Genomic DNA, 21768 nt, shown 5'->3' with positions numbered 1-21768 from the left:
TCTATCTCTATGTGACAACACTGTGGCATCCGGGACCATTGCATGGTTCTTTATGCAGGCTTGGATGCCGCGGGTGCCGCTGACGATCGAGGAGGATCGCCAGCGGAACATGAGGAAAGTACACCGTATTCCGTTTGTTACCACCAGGGAGGAGAAAAACATGAGACGTTCATTTTTCACATCGACCGCACTGTTTGCACTCACACTTGCGCTGCCAGCAGGTGCTTATGCGGCAACAGATTTGCAGTGGTGGCACGCGATGACGGGCGCCAACAACGAAGTCATCAATCAGCTGGCGAAGGAATTCAACGAGAGCCAGGCCGACTACACCATTACTCCGGTCTTTAAAGGCACCTATCCCGAAACGCTGAACGCTGGCATTGCAGCCTTCCGTTCGCAGCAGGCGCCAGCCATCATTCAGGTTTTCGATGCGGGTAGCGGTGTGATGATGGGCGCTGAAGGCGCTATTGTTCCGGCGGCAGACGTGTTGCAAAAGGGCGGTTACACCTTCGACAAATCGCAATATCTGGCGGGCATCGCAGCCTATTATTCGAAGCCCGACGGTACGATGCTCTCCTTCCCCTACAATTCATCCTCGCCGATCCTCTACTACAACAAGGATATTTTCCAGAAAGCGGGCCTTGACGCCGATAACCCGCCGAAGACCTGGCCTGAAGTGTTCGAGGCTGCCAAGAAGATCAAGACGAGTGGCGCCGCCTCTTGCGGGTTTACGTCGACCTGGCTGACCTGGATCCAGACCGAAAACTTCGCGGCATGGAACAATGTTGCCTATGGCACCCATGAAAACGGCCTTGGTGGCAACGATGTAAAGCTCGAGTTCAACTCCCCCCTCTTTGTGCAGCACTTCCAATCGATTGCGGATCTCGCCAAGGATGGCACCTTCCGCTATGGCGGCCGCACCTCCGAGGCCAAGCAGCTGTTCATGTCCGGCGAATGCGCAATCCTCACCGAATCGTCGGGTGGCCTGGGCGACATCATCAAATCCGGCGTGAAATACGGCATTGGCCAGCTCCCCTATTACGAAGGACATGGCCCGCAGAATACAATTCCGGGCGGTGCAAGCCTCTGGGTTTTCGGCGGCAAGAGCGACGAGGAATACAAGGGCGTCGCCCAATTCTTCAACTTCCTCTCGCAGACAGCGATCCAGGCCCGCCTGCATCAGGTATCGGGCTACATGCCTGTGACGAATGCGGCTTACGAAGAGACAAAGAAATCCGGATTCTATGACAAGAACCCCGGCCGCGAAACACCGATCCTGCAGATGATGGGCAAGGCGCCTACCGAGAATTCAAAGGGTGTGCGTCTCGTCAACCTGCCACAGGTTCGCGACATCATGAACGAGGAATTCGAATCGATGCTGGCCGGCAAGCAGGATGCCAAGGCTGCACTCGACAAGGCCGTCGAACGCGGCAACGCAGCAATCACCGAAGCTGTCGGCAACTAAGCCGGCAGGCAATCAGCCGCTCGCACCCGTTTGCGAGCGGCTGATGCCGTCTCGTGATCTGTCTTGATGCCGGAGGAGAACCCCGTGCACACTGTTGCGTTTCCCAACAAGGTCCTGCCGTATCTGCTGATCGCCCCGCAGATCATACTGACGCTCATCTTCTTTTTCTGGCCAGCCAGTCAGGCACTGTACCAATCCATGGTGCGGCAGGATCCGTTTGGCCTGAAAAGCGGTTTCGTCGGCCTTGCAAACTTCAAGTCGGTTCTGTCCGATCCGAACTATATTCACGCCCTGCAGGTGACGGTCGTCTTCAGTCTTTTGACGGCCCTTGTCTCGATGGGCGTCGCCCTGCTTCTCGCCACAGCTGCCGACAAGGTCGTACGCGGTCAAGGGTTCTATCGCACGCTGCTGATCTGGCCTTATGCGGTCGCACCAGCTGTCGCCGGCATGCTCTGGCTTTTCATGTTCAATCCGGCCATGGGCACGCTTGCTTATCTTCTACGCCGGAATGGCTTTGCCTGGGATCCCCTTTTGAACGGTAATCAGGCAATGTCGCTGGTTGTCGTTGCCGCCGCCTGGAAGCAGATCAGCTACAATTTCCTGTTTTTCGTGGCGGGTCTGCAGGCCATTCCGAAATCGTTGATCGAGGCTGCCTCGATTGACGGCGCCCGTGGCAGCCGGCGCTTCTGGACCATCGTCTTTCCGCTTCTTGCACCGACCACATTCTTCCTTCTGGTCGTCAACACGGTTTATGCCTTCTTCGATACCTTCGGCATTATTCACGCGGTCACGGGAGGCGGCCCTGCCAAGGCGACGGAAACGCTGGTCTACAAGGTTTACAATGACGGCTTCGTCAATCTGAACCTTGGCTCTTCAGCCGCCCAATCCGTCATCCTGATGGTGATCGTCATCGGGCTCACCGCGTTCCAGTTCCGCTTCGTCGAGAAACGGGTCCATTATGGCTGAGGGCAAGAGATGATTGAAAAACGTCCCATCGCCAATCTGGTCGGCCACCTCATCCTGATCCTTGGGATCATCATCGTTGCCTTCCCGATTTACTACACGTTCATCGCCTCGACGACGACCTCCGAGGCGATCATCCGGCCGCCTATGTCTTTGCTTCCCGGCGGCCATATGGTTGAAAACTATACCGAAGCCATGGCCGGTGGCGTCGAACGGGTCGTTGGCGTGAGCCTGGAGCGGTTGCTTTTCAACTCCTTCGTGGTGGCCATCGCGATTGCCGTGGGCAAGATCGTGATTTCCTTTCTGTCGGCCTTCGCCATCGTCTTCTTTCGCTTTCCTTTCCGGATGGCGTTTTTCTGGATGATCTTCATCACGCTCATGCTGCCGGTGGAGGTGCGCATCCTGCCGACCTACAAGGTCATCGTCGATCTCGGCTTGATCGATACCTATGCCGGGTTGACGCTCCCGCTGATGGCATCCGCGACAGCGACATTCTTGTTTCGCCAGTTCTTCCTGACGATCCCCGGCGAACTGGTTGAAGCTGCCCGCATCGACAATGCCGGGCCATTTCGTTTCATGCGCGATATCCTGCTGCCGCTGTCGAGAACCAATATCGCCGCGCTGTTCGTCATTCTCTTCATCTACGGGTGGACTCAGTATCTGTGGCCATTGCTTGTGACCAACGATGCCAAGATGAACACGATCATTATCGGCCTGCGGCGCATGGTCGATTTCACCGACGCTTCGACACCCTGGAATTACGTCATGGTGACGGCGATCCTCGCCATCATCCCCCCCATTCTCGTCGTGGTGCTGATGCAGCGATGGTTCGTCAAAGGTCTCGTGGACACGGAGAAATAATGGCCAATATTATCTTAGATAACGTCCGCAAGAAGTATGGTTCGATCGATGCCATCCAGGGGGTGTCCCTTGATATCGCCGATGGAGAACTGGTGGTGCTGGTCGGCCCGTCAGGCTGCGGAAAATCGACCCTTTTGCGCATGATTGCCGGCCTTGAAAGCATTACAGGTGGCACAATCTCGATTGGCGACCGCGTGGTCAACGAGCTCGAACCGTCCGAGCGCGATATCGCCATGGTCTTCCAGAATTACGCGCTCTATCCGCACATGACGGTTCGCCAAAACCTCGCCTATGGCCTGAAGAACCGCAACACACCGAAAGACGAGATAGACCGGCGGATCGCAGATGCGGCAAAAGCACTGGAGATTGAACCTTTCCTCGATCGAAAGCCACGCCAGTTATCCGGAGGCCAGCGCCAGCGTGTCGCGATGGGCCGTGCAATCGTTCGCGAACCGGCGGCCTACCTATTCGATGAGCCTCTTTCAAACCTGGATGCCAAGCTGCGCGTCCAGATGCGTGTCGAGATCAAGCGCCTGCAGCGCTCGCTCGCCACAACAAGCGTTTACGTAACGCATGATCAGATGGAGGCCATGACATTGGCCGACAGGCTCGTCGTTTTGAACGCCGGCCGGATCGAGCAGGTGGGAACACCGATCGAGCTTTACGAAAAACCTCAAACGACATTCGTGGCAACCTTTATCGGCTCACCGTCGATGAATCTGCTGTCAAAAAGTCCGTCGAAAGAGTGGCGTATCGGGAATGGGACTTCTCTGCCCGATGGGACAGTGACACTGGGTGTGCGGCCGGAAGACCTGCATCTTGCGGCTTCGAACGGGTCAGACAGCGGCCTGACGATCGATGTGAAAGTCGCGGCCGTGGAACTGGTTGGAGCAGAGAGCTATGTTCACGGCACGTTGCCGGATCGCCAGCCAATCGTATTTCGCGTGCCCGGCCGCTCAAAGATTGCTCTCGATGAGCTCGCCACGGTTCACGCTGCATGGGAGAGCCTGCACTTTTTCGACGAAGCGGGTCGGCGGCTGGGTTGAGCACGCACAGGAAGGCTGCTCCCACCGGATAAAGCATCACCGCGCAATCGGAAGACTGCGCGGTGATCGAAATCCATATCAGCCGCGAATGTGCTGGGTCTGCTGGTAGACATTGGTCGAGCGGGCACCGGAGCGGCAATAGCCGAGCATCGGGCGCTCGAACGTATCCAGCGCATCGACCATCTCGCGCACTGAATCGGCGGTTACGCCCATCGGGCCGACCGGGATATGGGTGATGTCGAGGCCAAGCTCCTTGGCACGCGCAGCGATCGTTTCGAACTGCGGCTGGTCTGGCTGTTCGAAATCTGGGCGGTGGCAGACGATGGACTTGAACCCCATCGCCTTGATCGCGTCGAGGTCCTCGACGGAAATCTGTCCGGTGACCGAATATTCATCGTTGATCTGGCGAATGTCCATGGCAAGCCTTCCTCACAATAATGGCCGGACTGATGTAGGACCGGCTATGCCGGGCGTCAATTGGAAACGCGGATCACCGTATCTGGAACGCCAGCGCATATTCGACCGTCTCGCCCGGCGCTAGCATCGGCATTTCGCCGGAGACCGCAAGCTCGGTCCGTTTGGCAAGCCGGTGAGAAACAGGTTCGATGCCAATGACATTGGCGGCACCGCTCTCACAACGCCACATCTGCAGGAACGGCAATGTGTCCGTGGCAAATCGGACAACCAGAGACCGGCCGGCCAGAGCCTCGAAAGGCCCTATCTCCATTTGCGCCCAGCCATCTTCGGCACCCGGTGTCGCCGGTAGACAGAAAACTGCGCGTTCGCCGTCGCCGAATCGCCAATGCCGCTTTTCATCTCCAAACATCGTTCCGCTGATCTGTGTTTCAGCGCCTGCCAGCCAGCCGCCGATATTCATGTGATACATCAGCATCGGCGCAAACGGGCTGTCGCCCGTATTCGTGACCCGGTCCGACAGCGTGACCTCCCGCTTGTCGTGGCTGACGGCCCACTGTCTGGAAACGCTGGCCTTTCCTCCGCTCGCAAGCAAAACCTCGGTCAGCGCGGTGCAGCCCGGTGGTTCATCCGGCTGCGACAGCCGGGTCTCGCCGACCGGAGTGCCGCACAGCGATCCGTGCAAGGGAAATGTCCGCCCTTCGTCGCTTCCCTCGACGGGCTCGGGGTGGCGGATGTGGTCTGGGCCGCAGGTGAAGAAAAAACCCTGCAGCGCATGGTCGATACGCCGGTCGCCATCGGATGGAATTGCAGTGCCCGGCGAAAGATCGACCCCATCGACGACGAAGGCACCGATGTCCAAGGCAGACTGACGGTCGAGAAGAATCTGGAAATCATTTTCCCAGTCGGCGGCGGAGATTCGGATCGACATTCTTTGTTCTCCCGTGTGTTCCAACCGGCTGAATCGGTAACAGGCCAAAACTAGCGCAAAGAAACGGGTTCATCACCTGGCTGAAATGGGCAACTCACCGAATTTGTAGGATTTTAGGGAACTGTTCATAATGAATTCAGTTTATTCATATTACCGTCCCATTTGATTTGTACGCCCCGAGTTCAACTGCCAGATAACAGGTTTCACCGTGACGTTCGTTTTCAGAACCCGCCTTGCCCTTTTTTCAGCCGTCAGCGCGCTCGCTTTTGCCTCTGCCGCCGACGCGCAGGACAGTTACGGCCGCCTGCCGCCCAATTCGGTTTTGGTGACACCGCAGGGTGACATTCTCGATTATATTCCTGACTCCGGCGACGTGCAGATGACGCGTGACCGCCGCGGCCGCACCGTTCTGGTCGACAGTTGGGGAAATATCGTCGCGACAGTGATGGGATCAGGCCGTCAAGGCAAAGACATACAACGTAATGACATGCGCCGCCGCGAGCGTAACCGCGACGTTTATACCAATCCTGACTATGGTTATTCCGATCCCGCGTTCACCGACCAGGACTTTACCCAGCCCGGCGATATCACCGGCTCGATTCCGGACTATCGCGATTCCACGCCGCGCGACGTCGATCGCCAGCAATTGCCGATGCAGGACGAGAATGACATGGCGGCGCTGCCGCCGGAGGAAAACGCCCCGGCGCGCCAATCCCTGCCGTCTGCTGCCCGGATCACCAAGAAATCCAGCGCCGAAATCACCGCGCTGCAGGTCTTCCTGGATCGGGAAGGCTTTTCTCCGGGCGTCATCGACGGCAAGACTGGTTCCAATGTGACCAAAGCGATCGAGGCCTGGCAACAGGCCACCGGCGAAACGCTGGACCCGAACAATACCGACGACATTCTTGAGCGGCTTCGTTTCACCGGCGGTCTGCCGATCACCACGTACACGATCACGGCAGCCGACGCCGCCGGCCCTTACGTCGCCTCCATTCCGGAAGACTATGCCCACAAGGCGGTCCTGCCGCACCTCTCCTTCACGTCGACGAGCGAGATGCTGGGCGAGAAATTCCACATGGACGAGGCCTATCTGCGCGAATTGAACCCCGGCATCGATTTCACTATTCCGGGCACAATCATCAAGGTGATCAATCCCGGCGAGGCCAAAAAGGGCAAAGTCACCCGCATCGTCGCTGACAAATACCGCAAGCAGGTATTGGCCTATGACGAGGCCGGAACATTGATTGCCGCCTATCCGGCAACCATCGGCTCATCCGACACGCCGTCACCTTCGGGCACGGTTCAGGTCGATCGGATCGCCCTGAACCCCGGCTACACCTACAATCCGAAGATCAACTTCAAGCAGGGCCAGAACGACAAGGTCCTCACCTTGCAGCCCGGCCCGAACGGTCCGGTCGGCACGGTCTGGATCGCGCTGTCGAAGCCGACCTACGGCATCCACGGAACCCCGGAACCGTCCAAGATCGGCAAGACCCAAAGCCATGGCTGCGTTCGCCTGACCAACTGGGACGCGACGGAGCTTGCCAAAATGGTCAGTGTCGGCACGACGGTCGAATTCACGGACTAGAGCTTAAATTTACAGAAACCTCCCCTATTTGGGGGGTGACGGAATGCGTGGGCCGGTCAAAATGGGTGCGTCGAGTCTACGATCAACTGTAGCCTTGGCGCGCATACCCCGTCGCAGCGCCGGCTTACCGGTACAGAACGCGATATGATTGGGCACAGTTTCGCGGAGGCGGAGATCGGGGGTCGTGGCGTTTAGCTTGGTAACGCCGCGACCTCACCCACCTGATACCCCACCAATGCATCGAGGCGATATTTCGCAGCCTCATGACCTCATCAGATTTTGTCATTAAAAGACATTGCCGCGATGCTTTATCTGTCGGAGAACTGAAAAACCAATTCCGACAGACGAGGAATGCCGTCATGGCCGCCGAACGCACACTTCCCAACCTCTGGCATGCCACGGCGCCGGCGGCTCCGAAAACAGGACCGCTTGCAACCGATATCACGGTCGATGTCGCGGTAATCGGTGGCGGCTTTACCGGCCTTTCGGCCGCCCTGCATCTCGCGGAAAAGGGTGTCAGTGTTGCTATAGCTGAGGCAAAAATGATCGGCTTCGGCGGCTCCGGCCGTAATGTCGGGCTGGTCAATGCCGGCATGTGGACCAAGCCCGAGGACCTGATTGCAACACTCGGTTCGCAGGTGGGGACGCGGCTGCTGACCGAACTCGGTGATGGCCCATCGCTGGTCTATCAGCTTGTCGAAAAACACGCGATTGCCTGCGAAGTCGTACGCAATGGAACGCTGCATCTCGCCGTCGGAGCCGAGGGGCTGAAGGACATTCAAGACCGTGAGCGGCAGTGGAAGGCGTTTGGTGCACCCGTCGAAGTCGTCAGTGCTGATCGCGCCAAGTCGCTGACAGGCGCAGCCGGCTTTGCCGGAGCGCTGCTCGACCGGCGGGCAGGAACCATCCAGCCACTGGCCTATGCCCGGGGCCTTGCCCGCGCCGCCCTGGACGCAGGCGCCCAGATTTACACAGAAACGCCGCTGCGCTCGGCCGAGCGCAAGGGCGATCTCTGGAAGCTGTCAGCCGGTGGTGGCACCATCACCGCCAAATCCATCATCGTCGCCACCAACGCCTATGGCGATATGCTCGCCCAGACGCCCTGGACGTCCTATACCCAGGAACTGACGATCCTGCCCTACTTCCAGTTCGCAACGAACCCGCTCTCCGACAATATCGCCCGCACCATCCTGCCCGAGCGGCAAGGCTGCTGGGACACCGGCCTGGTGATGACCTCGTTCCGGATGGACCAGCAGAACCGGCTGATCTTTGGCAGCGTCGGGCGCCTCGATGCACTGGCCGAGGGCACCCACCGCGCCTTTGCCGAGCGTTCGCTGCGCAAGCTCTTCCCAGCCCTTGGCGATTTCCGCTTCGAGCACTGGTGGGACGGCCGCATCGGCATGACCACCAACAACTTGCCGCAGATGCACGTGATGGCGCCGAACGTCTTTTCTGTCAGCGGCTACAACGGCCGCGGCATCGCACCCGGCACAGTCTTTGGCCGCGCACTGGCCAACCATGTGGCCGGCGAACCAAACGCCCTGCCGCTTGCTGAAACACCGCTGACGCCCGATCCGTGGCGCAGCCTCAAGTCGGCCTTTTATCACGCCGGCGCGCAGGCCAAACATTTCATCGATCGCCGATTTTAAGTGCTCATTAAACGCAAAACGCCGCGCGAAAAACGCGCGGCGTCGAATTGGTCTACTATCCGGCCTCAGGCGGCGCGGCGCATGCTGCGGGTCAGCCGGAGCGGAACAAGCCTGCGCACTTCGTCACCAAAGGCACGGGCGTTCTGACAGGCCTTGTCGAGATTGCTGACCCGTGTTGGGTCCATCGTCTGCAACGTGCCGCCACAGTCGAAAATGTCGCGGAAGGCGGCGCGCTCAATGATCGGCGTATCCAGCACCGGCACGGAACGCTCGGAAAGCAGCTGCTTCACCACCTGCAATGCCCGTGTCGTCACCAGCGAGTTGACGCGCGTCAGCACGACCGAATGATTGATACGGATGCCAGCCTTTTCCTCGAGATAACCGAGCAATTCCAGCACCTGGGCGCCGCCCTTGGCATCCATGGCACAGCCCTGGATCGGGATCATCACATGGTCGGAAAGCCCAATGGCAGTTGCCATCAGCGTGTTGCGCGCACCGGCAAGATCGATGATGAAATAATCGGTCGTCGCCCTGTTATCGTTGATATGCGTCTGGATCGACGCCATCGTCACGTAGGAGATCACCTCGATATTCGGAACCTTTCCCGAAATATCGTGCCAATGGGAAATCCAGTGCTGCGGATCGGCATCGAGAATGGTCACCCGAGCGCCGGTGCGCGCGAGTTCCGTTGCCAGAATCAACGCAGCGGTCGTCTTGCCCGCGCCGCCCTTGGTGTTTGCGAATGTAATGACTGGCATGTCCGTGTCCTGTCTGAAAAAGGTTTGAGCCCCGGCATGGCTCCCGCAAGACGCAAAATCCATCGCGCTTCGGTTAATCAAACCTTTCAGATCGTGGTTAACAAAGACTGAATGCCGCCTCCCGAGAATTAACTAGTCGGCCATGAACGGCGCTGCTGGACATGAAAAAAGCCCGGAAAACCATGGTTTTCCGGGCTTTTCGATGTCCACGTGGCCGGACCAGAAAGTTAAATGCAGTCGCGGAACAGCTGCTTGGCCGCATCGAGTGTCAACTCGACCGGATTGCCGCCAGCCGTCGGATCGACGATCGCCATGGCTGCCATTTCATCGATACGGTCTGTGCCGACACCGAGCGCCGACAGCCTGTCGGGAACGCCGAGTTCCTCGCGCAGCCTCAGCACATAGTCGTAGAAGCCATCGAAGCCGCCGGAAATGCCGAGATAGGCGGCTGCCAGGCCAATCTTGCCTTCGATAGCAGAGCGGTTGAAACGCAATACCGGCGGCATGACGACGGCATTGGTCATGCCGTGATGGGTGTTGTAGATCGCGCCGACCGGATGCGACAGCGAGTGGATGGCGCCGAGCCCCTTCTGGAAGGCGACGGCACCCATGGCGGCGGCCGACATCATATGGGCGCGAGCTTCGATATCCGTACCGTCCTTATAGGCGCGCGGCAGGTATTCCTTGACGAGGCGCAGGCCTTCAAGTGCAATACCGGCCGACATCGGATGGTAAAACGGCGAGCAGTAGGCTTCCAGGCAATGGGCAAAAGCATCCATGCCGGTCCCGGCAGTGATGACCTTCGGCATGCCGACCGTCAGTTCCGGATCGCAGATGGTGACGGCGGGAAGGAACTTCGGATGGAAGATCACCTTCTTGGTATGCGTCTCGGAGTTCGTGATGACGGAGGCGCGGCCGACTTCGGAGCCGGTCCCGGCTGTTGTCGGCACGGCGATGATCGGCGCAATGCCTTCGACGCTGGCGCGGGTCCACCAATCGCCGACATCCTCGAAATCCCAGACTGGACGAGTCTGGCCTGCCATGAATGCAACGCACTTGCCGAGGTCGAGGCCGGAGCCGCCACCGAAGGCGATGACGCCGTCATGGCCACCGGCCTTGAATGCCTTGACACCGGCGTCGAGGTTGACGTCAGTCGGATTGCTGTCAACATCGGCAAACAGCGCGCGGCCGAGGCCTGCGGCTTCGAGGATATCGAGCGCATTCTGAGTGATCGGCATCGGCGCGAGGCCGCGGTCTGTCACCAGCAGCGGCTTCTTGATGCCAAGCGCCTTGCAATGATCAGCAAGTTCCTTGATCCGCCCTGCCCCGAACTTGATGGATGTCGGGTAGCTCCAGTTGGCTGTGATGGTCATCGGTTCAGGCTTTCTTCAGGTGGTAGGATTTCGGGCGGGTCAGGTTCTGGAAACCGATGATGGAAAGCGAGCCGCCACGGCCGGTTTCCTTGACACCGGTCCAGCAGAGAGCCGGATCGAGATAGTCGGCGCGGTTCATGAACACCGTACCGGTTTCAAGGTCCTGTCCGATACGGGCTGCACGCTCCGCATCCTTGGTCCAGAGCGAAGTGGTCAGGCCGTATTTGCAATCGTTCATCAAGGCGAGCGCTTCGGCGTCATTCTTCACCTTCATGATACCAACGACCGGGCCAAAGCTCTCTTCAGTCATGACCTTCATGGAGTGATCGACATCGACGAGAACCTGCGGCGCGAGATAGGCGCCGCCATCGTCCTGCGGGAACAGTTTCGGATCGACGAGAGCTTTCGCGCCCTTGGCAATAGCTTCAGCGGTCTGCGCACGCACTTCCGCGGCAAAGCGCTTGTGCGCCATCGGCCCGAGCGAGGTTTCCTGCTCCATTGGATTGCCGAGCTTATAAGCCGACGCAAAGGCAACGGCCTTCTCGACGAAATCGTCATAGAGGTTTTCGTTGACATAGATGCGCTCGATACCGCAGCAGCACTGTCCGGAGTTGAACATCGCGCCGTCCATCAGCGTATCGACGGCAGCATCCAGATCAGCGTCTTCCATGACGTAGCCCGGGTCCTTGCCGCCAAGCTCGAGGCCAAGACCGGTGAAGGTACCGGCTGCAGCCCGCTCAATCGACCGGCCGCCTTCGACCGAACCGGTGAAATTGACGAAATCGAAGCTCTTGGCCGCGATCAATTGCGACGTCGTTGCATGATCGAGGAAGATGTTCTGGAACACGTCTTCCGGAACGCCTGCCTCAACAAAGGCGCGTACCATGCGCTCGCCGACCAGGATCGTCTGGCTCGCATGTTTGAGGATGACAGCATTGCCGGCCATCAGTGCCGGTGCGACCGTGTTGATCGCGGTCATGTACGGATAGTTCCAGGGGGCGATCACGAAGACGACGCCGTGGGCGACGCGCTCGATACGGCGCTCGAAGCTGGCGCTATCTTCGACGATGATCGGCGCCAGTGCATCGGCCGCAATCGTCGCCACATAGTTGGAGCGCTCGTTGAAACCGCGGAACTCGCCGCCGTAACGAACCGGGCGGCCCATCTGCCAGGCCAGCTCCGGAACCACCTCGTCAACCATCTCGTTGAGGCGGGCGACACCGGCCATAACCAGCTTGACGCGGTCTTCGACCGCAAGCTTCGACCAGCTTTTCTGGGCTGCACGGGCGCGGGTAACGGCCGCTGCTGCAACCGCCGCGTCAACCGCTGGCCGCTCTGCGTAAACCTCCCCGTTCACCGGGGAAATGCATTGGATCATGGTCATGATCATCTTCCTGTCTTTTAGGCTTTGAGAATGCTGGATGCCACGGACCGGCCCGCTGGCCTGCCCGTGGCAGATAGAGTGCGACTGCACCCGAAATAAGGCGCTACGCCCGCTCGAACCCGCGCGCCACTTCCCAATCGGTAATGCGGCGATCGTATTCTTCCTGCTCCCATTCGGCAGCGCGCGTGTAGTGCTCGATGACATCTTCCCCGAAAGCATCCAGCAGCATTTTCGAGCTGCTGAGCGCAGTCGTCGCGTCGCGCAGGGTGCGGGGGATTTCGCGGATGTTCTTGCCACCATAGGCATCACCAACGAACGGCGCTTCAAGCTCCATCTTGCCCTCGATACCGGCAATACCGGCTGCAATCAGCGCAGCCATCGCGAGGTAAGGATTGAGATCGGAGCCGCCAACACGGCACTCGATACGGATCGCCTTGGTGCCTTCGCCGCACATCCGGTATCCGGCGGTGCGGTTGTCCTTCGACCAGACGGCCTTGGTTGGTGCAAAGGTGCCTGCGACAAAGCGCTTGTAGGAATTGATATAGGGCGCGAGGAAATAGGTGATTTCACCGGCATGCGCCAAAAGCCCGGCAACATACTGCCGCATCATCTCCGACATGCCGTACTCGGCCTCCTTGTCGAAGAATTTCGAGTTCTTTCCATCCAGACTCCAGAGCGACTGGTGGATGTGCGACGACGAACCGGCCGCATTGTAATTCCACTTGGCAAGGAAAGTGATCGCCTTGCCGCGCGACCAGGCGATTTCCTTGCAGCCGTTCTTGATGATCACATGCCGGTCGGCCATGGTCAGCGCGTCGGCATAACGCACGTTGACCTCTTCCTGTCCGGCTGACGCCTCACCCTTGGTGTTTTCCACGGGAATGCCAGCACCCTGCAGGCCGTTGCGGATCGCCCGCATGACGTCCTCTTCCTTTGTCGTCTGGAAGATGTGGTAGTCTTCATTATAGCCGCTGACCAGCTTGAGATCGCGGTAGCCGCTTTCGCGGGCATCGTCATAGGACTGATCAAACAGGAAGAATTCAAGTTCGGTCGCCATGAAGGCCTTCAAGCCCATGGCCTCGAGCCGTGCGACCTGTTTCTTCAAGATGGCGCGCGGCGAATGCGGCACTTCCTTATGGGTATGATGGTCGAGCATGTCGCAGAGAACCAGCGCCGTGCCTTCGAGCCATGGGATGCGGCGAAGTGTCGAGAGATCAGGCTTCATTGTATAGTCGCCATAGCCGGATTCCCAGCTCGTCGACTTGTAACCGTTTACCGTTTCCATTTCGAGGTCGGTCGCCAAAAGGTAGTTGCAGCTATGGGTCTCTTCCCAGGCGCTGTCGACAAAGAACTGCGCATGAAAGCGCTTGCCCATCAGGCGTCCCTGCATGTCGATCTGGCAGGCCAGAACCGTATCGATGCGGCCTTCGGCGACATCCTTCTTCAAGTCTTCAAACGAATAGCTGACGCTCATTGCAAAAATCCCGTGAATGGCAGGAACTGCACCTCCCAGGCGCGTTCCACAGAAGGTGGTGCGGAAGCCGCCGAAAGCGGCTTCCGTCGTTTCCTTTGGCGATCAGATTTGGCCGACGGCCTTTTCAGCAGCGGCAATCTCAGACGCCCGGCGGGCAACTTCCTCGCCGATCGGCGGTCCCTTGAAGCGTTTGTTTTCAAAGGCAATCCAGACGATACCCGTCAGGACAAGGAAACCGACCGTAATGTAGAGCGCCCAATCGTTCGGCGGCTGGATGCCGATGACGAACATGACAACCATCGAGACCAATGCGAGAACGCTGACGATCTTGAATTTCGTCGGGCCGAGGTCCCAAGGGCCCATCTTGTTCCACTTGGGCGTACCGTGGGCGCGCAGGCCCAGGAAGATCGGCACGGCAAAGGAGAGGAACAGGAAGATGACCGTGCACGATACGACGATGGCGTAAGCAGACGCTTCGCCGATGGTGATTTCGGAGGTGCCCCACACGAACAGCACGGACAGAATGGATCCTGTCCAGATCGCGGCAACGGGGGTGCGGAACTTCGGGCTGACCTTGGCGAGGACGCTGGATCCCGGCAGGCCCTTGTCGCGCGAGAACGCGAAGATCATCCGGGAGACCGACGTGACCGTTGCGAGACCGCACAGGAACTGGGAGATGACGATCGCGACGTAAAGAATGGTCTTGATCGTCGGATTGACCTGGGTGTCCATGGCCCAGAAGAACACGTTCCAGCCTTGCTTGGCGGCATCGTCCATGTTCGGAATCATGATGACGAACGCGCACAGCATGATGTAGCCGAAGATCGAAGCCCAAAGCACGGATGAGACCATCCCGCGCGGAACAGAGATCTGCGCCTTGACGGTTTCTTCGGATGTATGTGCCGATGCGTCGTAGCCGGTGATGGTGTAGATCGGCAAAAGCAGACCGAGCGCAAAGACCCAACCACTCGAAACCGCCGGCCATACGTTGCCACCGGCTTCGCCGGAATAGTTGGTCAGCGTGAAGAGACGGCTGAATTCATAGGAAGACGCCGAAACCAGGCAAATGATCGTCAGTGCAATCGCTGCGGTGAGGATCAGGTAACCGGACATATCGGTCAGCTTTGCCGTCAGGCCGATGCCCATATGGTTGATCAATGCCATGAGGGCTGTAATGGCCGCAACGAAGCCAACGCGAACCAGCAGCGTATCTTCCATGCCGAAATAGGTGCCGAAAGCGCCAAAGAAGAAGTAGTAGGTGCCGACATTGATGGCCCCGAGCACAGTGATCAGACCGAGCAGGTTAAGCCAGGCCGACAGCCAGCCCGTGAAGCGGTTGCCGAGGATCGAACCCCAGTGATAGAGCCCGCCTGCTGTCGGATAGGCTGACGAGATCTGCGCCAATGCCAGAGCAAAAAAACCGGACATGATGCAACCAAGCGGCCAGCCGATGCCGATGGCGATACCGCCAGCGCCCGATGTTGCCTGAGCCAGCGAATTGATGCCGCCAGACATGATGCAGATGATCGAGAATGAGATTGCAAAATTGGAGAACGAGCTCATCCGCCGTTCAAGTTCCTGGGCGTAACCCATTGAATGCAGGACGTGCATGTCCTGCTTTTTATCGAGATCTGAATAGTCTGACATGTTTTTCCCCTGTATCAGCCAGCCTCCGGCGGTATTGCCGGATGCCGAAATGCCAGTGTGTCCATGGAAGCCCATGGACCAGTCTCCGCGGACATGCCGCTCCCCAGGTCTTTTTATTGCGACAGTGCAACCAGGCTTTCGCCCAGGATACCTGTCAGATAATCGGCCATGACCTTTTGGCCGACTTCATTTGAAACGAGATCGTTGCGGATCTCGATCATTACGTTGAGCAGGCCGTTCTTCAAGCCATGCTTTATCAGAGTATGGGTGACGCCATCGGACGGTCCATACGGTTCGTTCCGGCGCACAGTGTAGCCAGGCGTTTTCTCAGCGGCAGTGAGCATCGCATCCGCCAGCCGGGTGTCCTCGTCGTGCAGAATGCCGATTTCGACGTCGCGCTGCTTGCCGTGATAGACCGGCGTGAAAGTATGCATCGTTATCAGGATCGGCGCACGATCTTGGGCCTTTCGCGCGACGATGAAGTCTGAAAGTGCGTTGCCGAAAGGCACGTAGAGTGCCTCCGTCCGGGCCAGCCGCTCGGCAGCGGAAATGGATGCATTGCCGGGTATTTCAAAGACTTCGCTGACGGCCGGCATCGCGGCGTCTGCCTCCGGCGGCCGGTTGCAATCATAAACCAGCCGCGAAAACCGCTGGTATATCAAAGCGGCATCGAGGCTCTTGACCAACAGCTGCGAGACGGCGAGAGCGCCTGGGTCCCAGGCGATATGGCTTTTGAGCGCGTCTTCTGAGAGCCCAAGCGCACCCATCTTTTCTGGAAGACGGCGCGACGCGTGTTCGCAGACCAGCAGCACCGGGCTCAACGCCTCCGGGTTTTCCACTGCTACGGGCGATCCATCCGCCTCTGTCAAAAGTCCCGTCAACTCCGGTCCCCTTCCGGTTGCCTGATCGGCACCACGCGGTTTCTGGATAGGCTGGAAGCCCCTGAAATCATACGTGGAAGCAAGAATCGAACAGCCGGTGGTTTTCCTCAACTCACGCTTGACTGCCAATACTGAAAAGAATTCTTCACGTTTTGACTGGTGTCAACCGGAATCTGAAACGATCTCTTCAAAAAATCAATTGACTCGAATTGTGACAGCGATGTTTACTCTGTCACAAAGCTGGCAGAGACCGGCCCAGGGGATGAATTTTGACCAATACCGCAGGCACCATGACGGTGTCGGATGTGATCAACGCCCATTTTGCCGTGCTGACCCGCGCGGAAAAACAGTTGGCAGCGACGCTTCTCGACAACTATCCGGTTTCCGGACTCGGCAGCATCACGACTGTTGCCGAGAATGCTGGCGTATCGACGCCGACGGTCGCCCGCATGGTGCAGAAGATTGGGTTCCGGGGCTTTCCCGATTTCCAGCAGCGCCTCCATCAGGAACTCGAAGCGACCATATCCAACCCGATCAGCAAGCATGATCGCTGGGCGGCCAATGCGCCGGGCACCCATATCCTCAATCGTTTCGCCGATGCGACGATGAACAATCTGCGTGCGACGCTGGCGCAACTGGAAACGGCAGAGTTCGACGGCGCAGCCGCGATGATCGCCGACCGCAAGCGCAATATCTATCTCGTCGGCGGCCGCATTACCCGGGCACTGGCCGACTATTTCTTCACCCATCTTCAGGTCATCCGCTCCGGCGTTACCCAGATCGCCTCCAATTCCAGCTCCTGGCCGCATTATGTTCTCGACATGAAGAAGGGCGACGTCCTGATCATGTTCGACATCCGCCGCTATGAGCAGGAGATGGAAACCCTGTCGCGCATTGCCCGTGACCGTGGCGTCGAGATCATCCTGTTTACCGACCAGTGGAGTTCGCCCATCGCCAAATCGGCGCGGCGCGTCTTCCGCATCCAGATCGAAGCACCTTCCGCTTGGGACAGCTCGGTCGTCACCCTGTTTGCCGTCGAAGCGCTGATTGAGGCCGTGCAGAGTTCCATCTGGGACGAGACGCATGACCGCATGAAAACGCTCGAAGGCCTGTTCGATTCAACGAGGCTTTTTCGAAAGCCGCTTTAGGAGGAGAAAGTGGTACGGAACGTGGCACCGGGTCGACCGGTACGGGGAGGCCATGTCCGCAATTGAGGAATGCAATAAAAAACGCCAGCGCCCGGGCGAATGTTAATTTCGAAAATGAAATGAAGGTGTTCCGCCTGCGAACCTCTGGTCGCAAAGGAGACAACGCCTGTCACATAAGCTTCATAGGACCCCAGTATCAGCTTCCTCGAAGTTGACTGATATAACCACAAGGAGAAGACCAGTGATTTCACACATGCGCCGCCTGCTTTCGCTTTCGACCGCCATGGTCATAGCAACGACCGCCATCGCCGCTGCGGAGCCAAGCGCCGAACTGATCGCCGCTGCCAAGGCAGAAGGCACCCTGACGACCATCGCCCTGCCCCACGACTGGTGCGGCTACGGCGGCGTCATCGAAGGCTTCAAGGCCAAATACGGCCTGAAGGTCAACGAACTGAACCCGGACGCCGGCTCGGGCGACGAAATTGAAGCCATCAAGGCCAACAAGGACAACAAGGGTGACCAGGCTCCTGACGTGATTGACGTCGGCCTCTCCTTCGGCCCGACAGCCAAGGCCGATGGCCTGATCCAGCCCTACAAGGTTGAAACCTGGGATTCGATCCCGGACACAGCCAAGGATGCTGACGGCTACTGGTACGGCGACTATTACGGCGTCATGGCCTTTGAAGTGAACAAGGACCTCGTCAAGGAAAGCCCGAAGGATTGGGCCGACCTGCTGAAGCCGGAATTCGCCAACATGGTTGCTCTGGCCGGTGACCCGCGCACCGCCAACCAGGCCATCTCCGGCGTTTTCGCAGCTGGCCTTTCGAGCGCCGGCGGTGATGTCGCCAAGGCTGGCGAAGCTGGTCTTGCTTTCTTCAAGGAGCTGAACGCCAAGAGCAATTTCGTTCCGGTCATCGGCAAGTCGGCTCCGCTCGCTCAGGGCACGACCCCGATCATCCTGCGCTGGGACTACAATGCCCTGTCCGACCGTGACACGCTTGCCGGCAACCCGCCGGTCGATGTTGTGATCCCGGCTTCTGGCGTTGTTGCCGGCGTCTACGTTCAGGCAATCTCGGCCTACGCTCCGCATCCGAACGCTGCAAAGCTGTGGATGGAATACCTTTATTCCGACGAAGGTCAGCTTGGCTGGCTGAAGGGCTATTGCCACCCGATCCGCTTCAATGATCTTGCCAAGAACAACAAGATCCCGAAGGACCTGCTCGACAAGCTGCCGCCGGCCGCTGCCTATGAAAAGGCACTGTTCCCGACGCTCGAACAGCAGGAAGCCTACAAGGAAGTCATCACCAAGGGCTGGGATACAGTCGTTGGCGCCAACGTACAGTAACACTGTCGCAACAAGGCCTTCCCGCACCCTGCGGGAAGGCTATTTTTCAATTTTCACAAGACGGTTTCCGGATGAGCGCCAACAGGGCCATTGATTTGAAGAAGACGGCCATCGACTGGCTCGGGATCACACCGTTCCTGCTGTTTGCAGTGATGTTCCTGATCGCCCCGACGCTCTATCTCGTCACCGGCGCCTTCCTCAATCCGGCGGGCGAATTCACCTTCGAGAACATTGGCGGGCTCTTCACCGACAAGATTCTCGCCTCTTACTGGATCTCCATCAAGATCAGCCTGGCCTCCTCGATTGGTGGTGCCTTGATCGGCTTCTGGCTTGCCTGGGCCGTGGTGCTCGGCGGTCTGCCCACCTGGATCCGCTCGTCGCTGTTGACCTTTTCCGGGGTCGCCTCCAATTTTGCCGGCGTACCGCTGGCCTTCGCGTTTCTAGCCACCCTTGGCCGCACCGGCCTCGTCACCATGATTTTGCGCGACTGGTTCGGCATCAATCTCTATGCCACCGGCTTCAATCTGTTGAGCTTCGTCGGCCTGACGCTGACCTACATGTATTTCCAGATCCCGCTGATGGTGTTGATTATCACCCCGGCGCTTGACGGTCTGAAGAAGGAATGGCGCGAAGCCGCTGAAATCCTTGGCGCAACCAACAGGCAGTACTGGACCAAGGTCGCCCTGCCGATCCTGTTCCCGAGCATCCTCGGCACGACGCTGCTTCTGTTCGCCAACGCTTTCGGTGCCATCGCGACGGCCTATTCGCTGACCGGCTCCACCTTCAACATCGTGCCGATCCAGCTCTATGCCCAGATCCGCGGCGACGTTCTGCACAATCCCAATCTCGGGTATGCCTTGGCGCTCGGCATGATCGTCATCACCGGGATTTCCAATCTCATCTACATCTGGCTCCGCATGCGTGCCGAACGGTGGCAGAAATGAAGGCACAAAAAATCAGCGCCTGGATCGCAATCCTGTTTGGTGCGTCCTATTTCGTCATTCCTCTGATCGCCACGTTCGAATTCTCGCTGCGCATGCGCCGAGGCGAATATTCCTTCGATGCCTATCGCTCGGTTTTTTCGGACATCCAGTTCCGCGAATCCTTCAGCTATTCGATCGTGATGGCAATTCTGACGATCGTCTTCGGCGTGCTTCTGGTCGTACCGACAGCTTACTGGGTCCGCCTGCGCCTGCCGCAGATGCGCCCGGTGGTCGAGTTTATCACGCTGATGCCGCTGGTTATTCCGGCCATCGTCATCGTCTTCGGCTATCTCCGGATCTACAATTCCTCTTCGTTCATTCCGTTCACGGGCTCAACCCGTGGCACCGACCTGCTTTTGATGTTCTCGTTCATGACGCTGTCACTGCCCTACATGTACCGCTCGGTCGATACCGCCATGCGCACCATCGATGTCGGCACGCTGACGGAAGCGGCCCAGAGCCTCGGCGCCTCTTGGCCGACCATCATGTTCAAGTGTATTTTCCCGAATGTCATGAGCGGCGTCCTCTCCGGCGCCTTCATCACCTTTGCCATCGTCATCGGCGAGTTCACCATGCCGTCGCTGCTCAACCGGCCGGCCTTCGGTCCCTACCTGCAACTGATCGGCGCCAATCGCGCCTATGAGCCGCCGGCGCTCGCGGTCATCGCGTTCGCCATCACCTGGGGGTGCATGGTTCTTCTGCAGCTCGTCTCCCGTTTCAGCAAATCGGCTCCCGCCAAGCCCTGAGGTATTGATCGCCTATGTCCTTTCTCGAACTCTCAGGCATTCAGAAGAGCTTTGGCCCCGTACAGGTGGTCAAGGATTTCAACATGACCATCGAAAAGGGAGAATTTGTCTCCTTTCTCGGGCCGTCCGGCTGCGGCAAGACGACAATCCTGCGCATGATCGCCGGCTTCGAAACGCCGTCGGCCGGAACCGTCATCATCAACGGCCGCAACCAGAATGAGCTGAAACCGAACCAGCGCAATATCGGCATGGTCTTCCAGGCTTATGCGCTGTTTCCGAACATGACCGTGCACGACAATGTCGCCTTCGGCCTGAAGATCGCCGGCATGGAGAAATCGGCTATCGATGCCCGCGTCAAGGAAATGCTCGGCCTGATCCATCTGGACCATCTCGCCGACCGCTTCCCCTACCAGATGTCCGGTGGCCAGCAGCAGCGCGTGGCGCTGGCGCGCGCCTTGGCACCCAAGCCGCAGGTCCTTCTGCTTGACGAGCCGTTGTCGGCGCTCGATGCCAAGATCCGCGTGTCGCTGCGCGAGGAAATCCGCATGATCCAGCAGCAGCTCGGCATCACCACGGTTTTCGTCACCCATGACCAGGAAGAAGCCCTGTCGATTTCCGACCGTATCGTCGTCATGAACGGCGGCCGCGCCGACCAGATCGGCACGCCGTTCGATATCTACAACAAACCGGCCACGCGCTTCGTCGCCTCCTTCGTCGGCACGCTCAATCTCATCGAGGCCAAGGTCGTCGATCCAGCAACGAACCGGATCATTATCGGTGATCAGCAGATCACGTTGCGCGAGCCGCTGGGGTCCGCGACCAAGGCCGGTGACAAGGTTTCGCTGGCGCTGCGTCCGGAAGCAGGATCGATTGCCGAAGGTGCCAAAGGCGACACGGCGCTTACCGGCGCAGTCGTCTCCAGCAACTTCCTGGGCTCGGTCATCCGCACCCGCATGAAGGTCGGTGACGCCGTCATCTCGTTCGACATGTTCAACGCTCCCGGCCTGATGCCTCCGGCCGTGGGCGAAGTCTCGACATTGCGCTTTACCGCGAGCGACTTGCTGATCATCCGCGAGTAACCACCGCGAGCAGGCGGAATGAAATGTTCCAGG

19 protein-coding genes are annotated in these 21768 nt (G+C 58.7%); 11 read left to right on the top strand and 8 right to left on the bottom strand.

Annotated elements, in window-relative coordinates:
* The first annotated feature begins 160 nt into the window (after positions 1 to 160).
* The 4 genes from ugpB to R6X40_RS03125 all read left to right on the top strand — a co-directional run bounded on the left by ugpB (position 161) and on the right by R6X40_RS03125 (position 4335).
* On the top strand, positions 161 to 1465 hold the full coding sequence (gene ugpB / locus R6X40_RS03140) for a sn-glycerol-3-phosphate ABC transporter substrate-binding protein UgpB (protein WP_318410870.1): 1305 nt from the start codon (positions 161 to 163) through the stop codon (positions 1463 to 1465).
* Between the two features lie 84 nt (positions 1466 to 1549).
* A complete protein-coding gene (gene ugpA, locus R6X40_RS03135; protein ID WP_318410869.1) occupies positions 1550 to 2431 on the top strand; it encodes a sn-glycerol-3-phosphate ABC transporter permease UgpA in 882 nt (293 codons plus the stop codon).
* Between the two features lie 9 nt (positions 2432 to 2440).
* Positions 2441 to 3289, top strand: coding sequence for a sn-glycerol-3-phosphate ABC transporter permease UgpE (gene ugpE / locus R6X40_RS03130; RefSeq protein ID WP_318410867.1), 849 nt, complete (start codon positions 2441 to 2443; stop codon positions 3287 to 3289).
* On the top strand, positions 3289 to 4335 hold the full coding sequence (locus R6X40_RS03125) for a sn-glycerol-3-phosphate import ATP-binding protein UgpC (RefSeq protein WP_318410865.1): 1047 nt from the start codon (positions 3289 to 3291) through the stop codon (positions 4333 to 4335). The genes ugpE and R6X40_RS03125 overlap by 1 nt, the downstream gene beginning before the upstream one ends.
* 78 nt (positions 4336 to 4413) lie before the next feature.
* Here the strand turns inward: R6X40_RS03125 and R6X40_RS03120 are convergent, their stop codons facing one another.
* A complete protein-coding gene (locus tag R6X40_RS03120) occupies positions 4414 to 4752 on the bottom strand; it encodes a TIGR01244 family sulfur transferase (protein ID WP_318410863.1) in 339 nt (112 codons plus the stop codon).
* A gap of 73 nt (positions 4753 to 4825) precedes the next feature.
* Complete coding sequence (locus R6X40_RS03115; RefSeq protein ID WP_318410862.1) at positions 4826 to 5680, bottom strand: DUF4432 family protein; 855 nt, start codon at positions 5678 to 5680, stop codon at positions 4826 to 4828.
* 208 nt (positions 5681 to 5888) lie between these two features.
* On the opposite strand from R6X40_RS03115, the gene R6X40_RS03110 reads away from it, so the two are divergent.
* Entirely contained in the window at positions 5889 to 7268 is a 1380-nt protein-coding gene (locus R6X40_RS03110; protein WP_318410860.1) for a L,D-transpeptidase, read from the top strand.
* A 359-nt stretch (positions 7269 to 7627) separates the two neighbouring features.
* Positions 7628 to 8917 carry an FAD-binding oxidoreductase gene (locus R6X40_RS03105; protein WP_318410858.1) on the top strand — a complete coding sequence of 430 codons (1290 nt, stop codon included), beginning with the start codon at positions 7628 to 7630 and terminating at the stop codon, positions 8915 to 8917.
* A gap of 65 nt (positions 8918 to 8982) precedes the next feature.
* Here the strand turns inward: R6X40_RS03105 and R6X40_RS03100 are convergent, their stop codons facing one another.
* The 6 genes from R6X40_RS03100 to R6X40_RS03075 form a co-directional block, all read right to left on the bottom strand.
* Complete coding sequence (locus R6X40_RS03100) at positions 8983 to 9675, bottom strand: ParA family protein (protein ID WP_318410857.1); 693 nt, start codon at positions 9673 to 9675, stop codon at positions 8983 to 8985.
* A 227-nt stretch (positions 9676 to 9902) separates the two neighbouring features.
* Entirely contained in the window at positions 9903 to 11048 is a 1146-nt protein-coding gene (locus R6X40_RS03095; RefSeq protein ID WP_318410855.1) for an iron-containing alcohol dehydrogenase, read from the bottom strand.
* Between the two features lie 4 nt (positions 11049 to 11052).
* Positions 11053 to 12432: an aldehyde dehydrogenase family protein gene (locus tag R6X40_RS03090; RefSeq protein ID WP_318410853.1), complete on the bottom strand. Its 1380-nt coding sequence runs from the start codon at positions 12430 to 12432 to the stop codon at positions 11053 to 11055.
* A gap of 103 nt (positions 12433 to 12535) precedes the next feature.
* Entirely contained in the window at positions 12536 to 13906 is a 1371-nt protein-coding gene (locus tag R6X40_RS03085) for a glutamine synthetase family protein (RefSeq protein ID WP_318410852.1), read from the bottom strand.
* 102 nt (positions 13907 to 14008) lie between these two features.
* Positions 14009 to 15553: an amino acid permease gene (locus R6X40_RS03080; RefSeq protein ID WP_318410850.1), complete on the bottom strand. Its 1545-nt coding sequence runs from the start codon at positions 15551 to 15553 to the stop codon at positions 14009 to 14011.
* A gap of 113 nt (positions 15554 to 15666) precedes the next feature.
* Entirely contained in the window at positions 15667 to 16434 is a 768-nt protein-coding gene (locus R6X40_RS03075) for an N-formylglutamate amidohydrolase (RefSeq protein WP_318410849.1), read from the bottom strand.
* 290 nt (positions 16435 to 16724) lie between these two features.
* Here R6X40_RS03075 and R6X40_RS03070 point away from each other — a divergent pair, with 290 nt between their 5' ends.
* The 5 genes from R6X40_RS03070 to R6X40_RS03050 all read left to right on the top strand — a co-directional run bounded on the left by R6X40_RS03070 (position 16725) and on the right by R6X40_RS03050 (position 21735).
* Positions 16725 to 17582 (top strand): MurR/RpiR family transcriptional regulator, encoded by an 858-nt coding sequence (locus R6X40_RS03070; RefSeq protein ID WP_318411303.1) that lies wholly within the window; start codon positions 16725 to 16727, stop codon positions 17580 to 17582.
* Positions 17583 to 17823: 241 nt separating this feature from the next.
* Positions 17824 to 18927, top strand: a complete 1104-nt coding sequence (locus R6X40_RS03065; protein ID WP_318410847.1) for an ABC transporter substrate-binding protein — start codon at positions 17824 to 17826, stop codon at positions 18925 to 18927.
* A gap of 71 nt (positions 18928 to 18998) precedes the next feature.
* Positions 18999 to 19871: an ABC transporter permease subunit gene (locus tag R6X40_RS03060; protein WP_318410845.1), complete on the top strand. Its 873-nt coding sequence runs from the start codon at positions 18999 to 19001 to the stop codon at positions 19869 to 19871.
* Entirely contained in the window at positions 19868 to 20656 is a 789-nt protein-coding gene (locus R6X40_RS03055) for an ABC transporter permease (protein WP_318410843.1), read from the top strand. Before R6X40_RS03060 ends, R6X40_RS03055 begins: the two co-directional genes overlap by 4 nt.
* A 14-nt stretch (positions 20657 to 20670) precedes the next feature.
* Positions 20671 to 21735 carry an ABC transporter ATP-binding protein gene (locus tag R6X40_RS03050; protein ID WP_318410841.1) on the top strand — a complete coding sequence of 355 codons (1065 nt, stop codon included), beginning with the start codon at positions 20671 to 20673 and terminating at the stop codon, positions 21733 to 21735.
* Positions 21736 to 21768 lie beyond the last annotated feature (33 nt).

This window comes from Rhizobium sp. PL01 (assembly GCF_033447125.1).
Lineage (GTDB): Bacteria > Pseudomonadota > Alphaproteobacteria > Rhizobiales > Rhizobiaceae > Pararhizobium.
This window is presented reverse-complemented; position numbering and strand designations above follow the sequence as displayed.

Bases quoted from the DNA above. Each gene is read 5' to 3' on its own strand.
- R6X40_RS03105 (WP_318410858.1), top strand. From the start codon at position 7,628: ATGGCCGCCGAACGCACACTTCCCAACCTCTGGCATGCCACGGCGCCG.
- R6X40_RS03100 (WP_318410857.1), bottom strand. From the start codon at position 9,675: ATGCCAGTCATTACATTCGCAAACACCAAGGGCGGCGCGGGCAAGACG.
- R6X40_RS03095 (WP_318410855.1), bottom strand. From the start codon at position 11,048: ATGACCATCACAGCCAACTGGAGCTACCCGACATCCATCAAGTTCGGG.
- ugpE (WP_318410867.1), top strand. From the start codon at position 2,441: ATGATTGAAAAACGTCCCATCGCCAATCTGGTCGGCCACCTCATCCTG.
- ugpB (WP_318410870.1), top strand. From the start codon at position 161: ATGAGACGTTCATTTTTCACATCGACCGCACTGTTTGCACTCACACTT.
- R6X40_RS03060 (WP_318410845.1), top strand. From the start codon at position 18,999: ATGAGCGCCAACAGGGCCATTGATTTGAAGAAGACGGCCATCGACTGG.
- R6X40_RS03070 (WP_318411303.1), top strand. From the start codon at position 16,725: ATGACGGTGTCGGATGTGATCAACGCCCATTTTGCCGTGCTGACCCGC.
- R6X40_RS03055 (WP_318410843.1), top strand. From the start codon at position 19,868: ATGAAGGCACAAAAAATCAGCGCCTGGATCGCAATCCTGTTTGGTGCG.
- R6X40_RS03120 (WP_318410863.1), bottom strand. From the start codon at position 4,752: ATGGACATTCGCCAGATCAACGATGAATATTCGGTCACCGGACAGATT.
- R6X40_RS03125 (WP_318410865.1), top strand. From the start codon at position 3,289: ATGGCCAATATTATCTTAGATAACGTCCGCAAGAAGTATGGTTCGATC.
- R6X40_RS03115 (WP_318410862.1), bottom strand. From the start codon at position 5,680: ATGTCGATCCGAATCTCCGCCGCCGACTGGGAAAATGATTTCCAGATT.
- R6X40_RS03080 (WP_318410850.1), bottom strand. From the start codon at position 15,553: ATGTCAGACTATTCAGATCTCGATAAAAAGCAGGACATGCACGTCCTG.
- R6X40_RS03090 (WP_318410853.1), bottom strand. From the start codon at position 12,432: ATGACCATGATCCAATGCATTTCCCCGGTGAACGGGGAGGTTTACGCA.
- R6X40_RS03085 (WP_318410852.1), bottom strand. From the start codon at position 13,906: ATGAGCGTCAGCTATTCGTTTGAAGACTTGAAGAAGGATGTCGCCGAA.
- R6X40_RS03050 (WP_318410841.1), top strand. From the start codon at position 20,671: ATGTCCTTTCTCGAACTCTCAGGCATTCAGAAGAGCTTTGGCCCCGTA.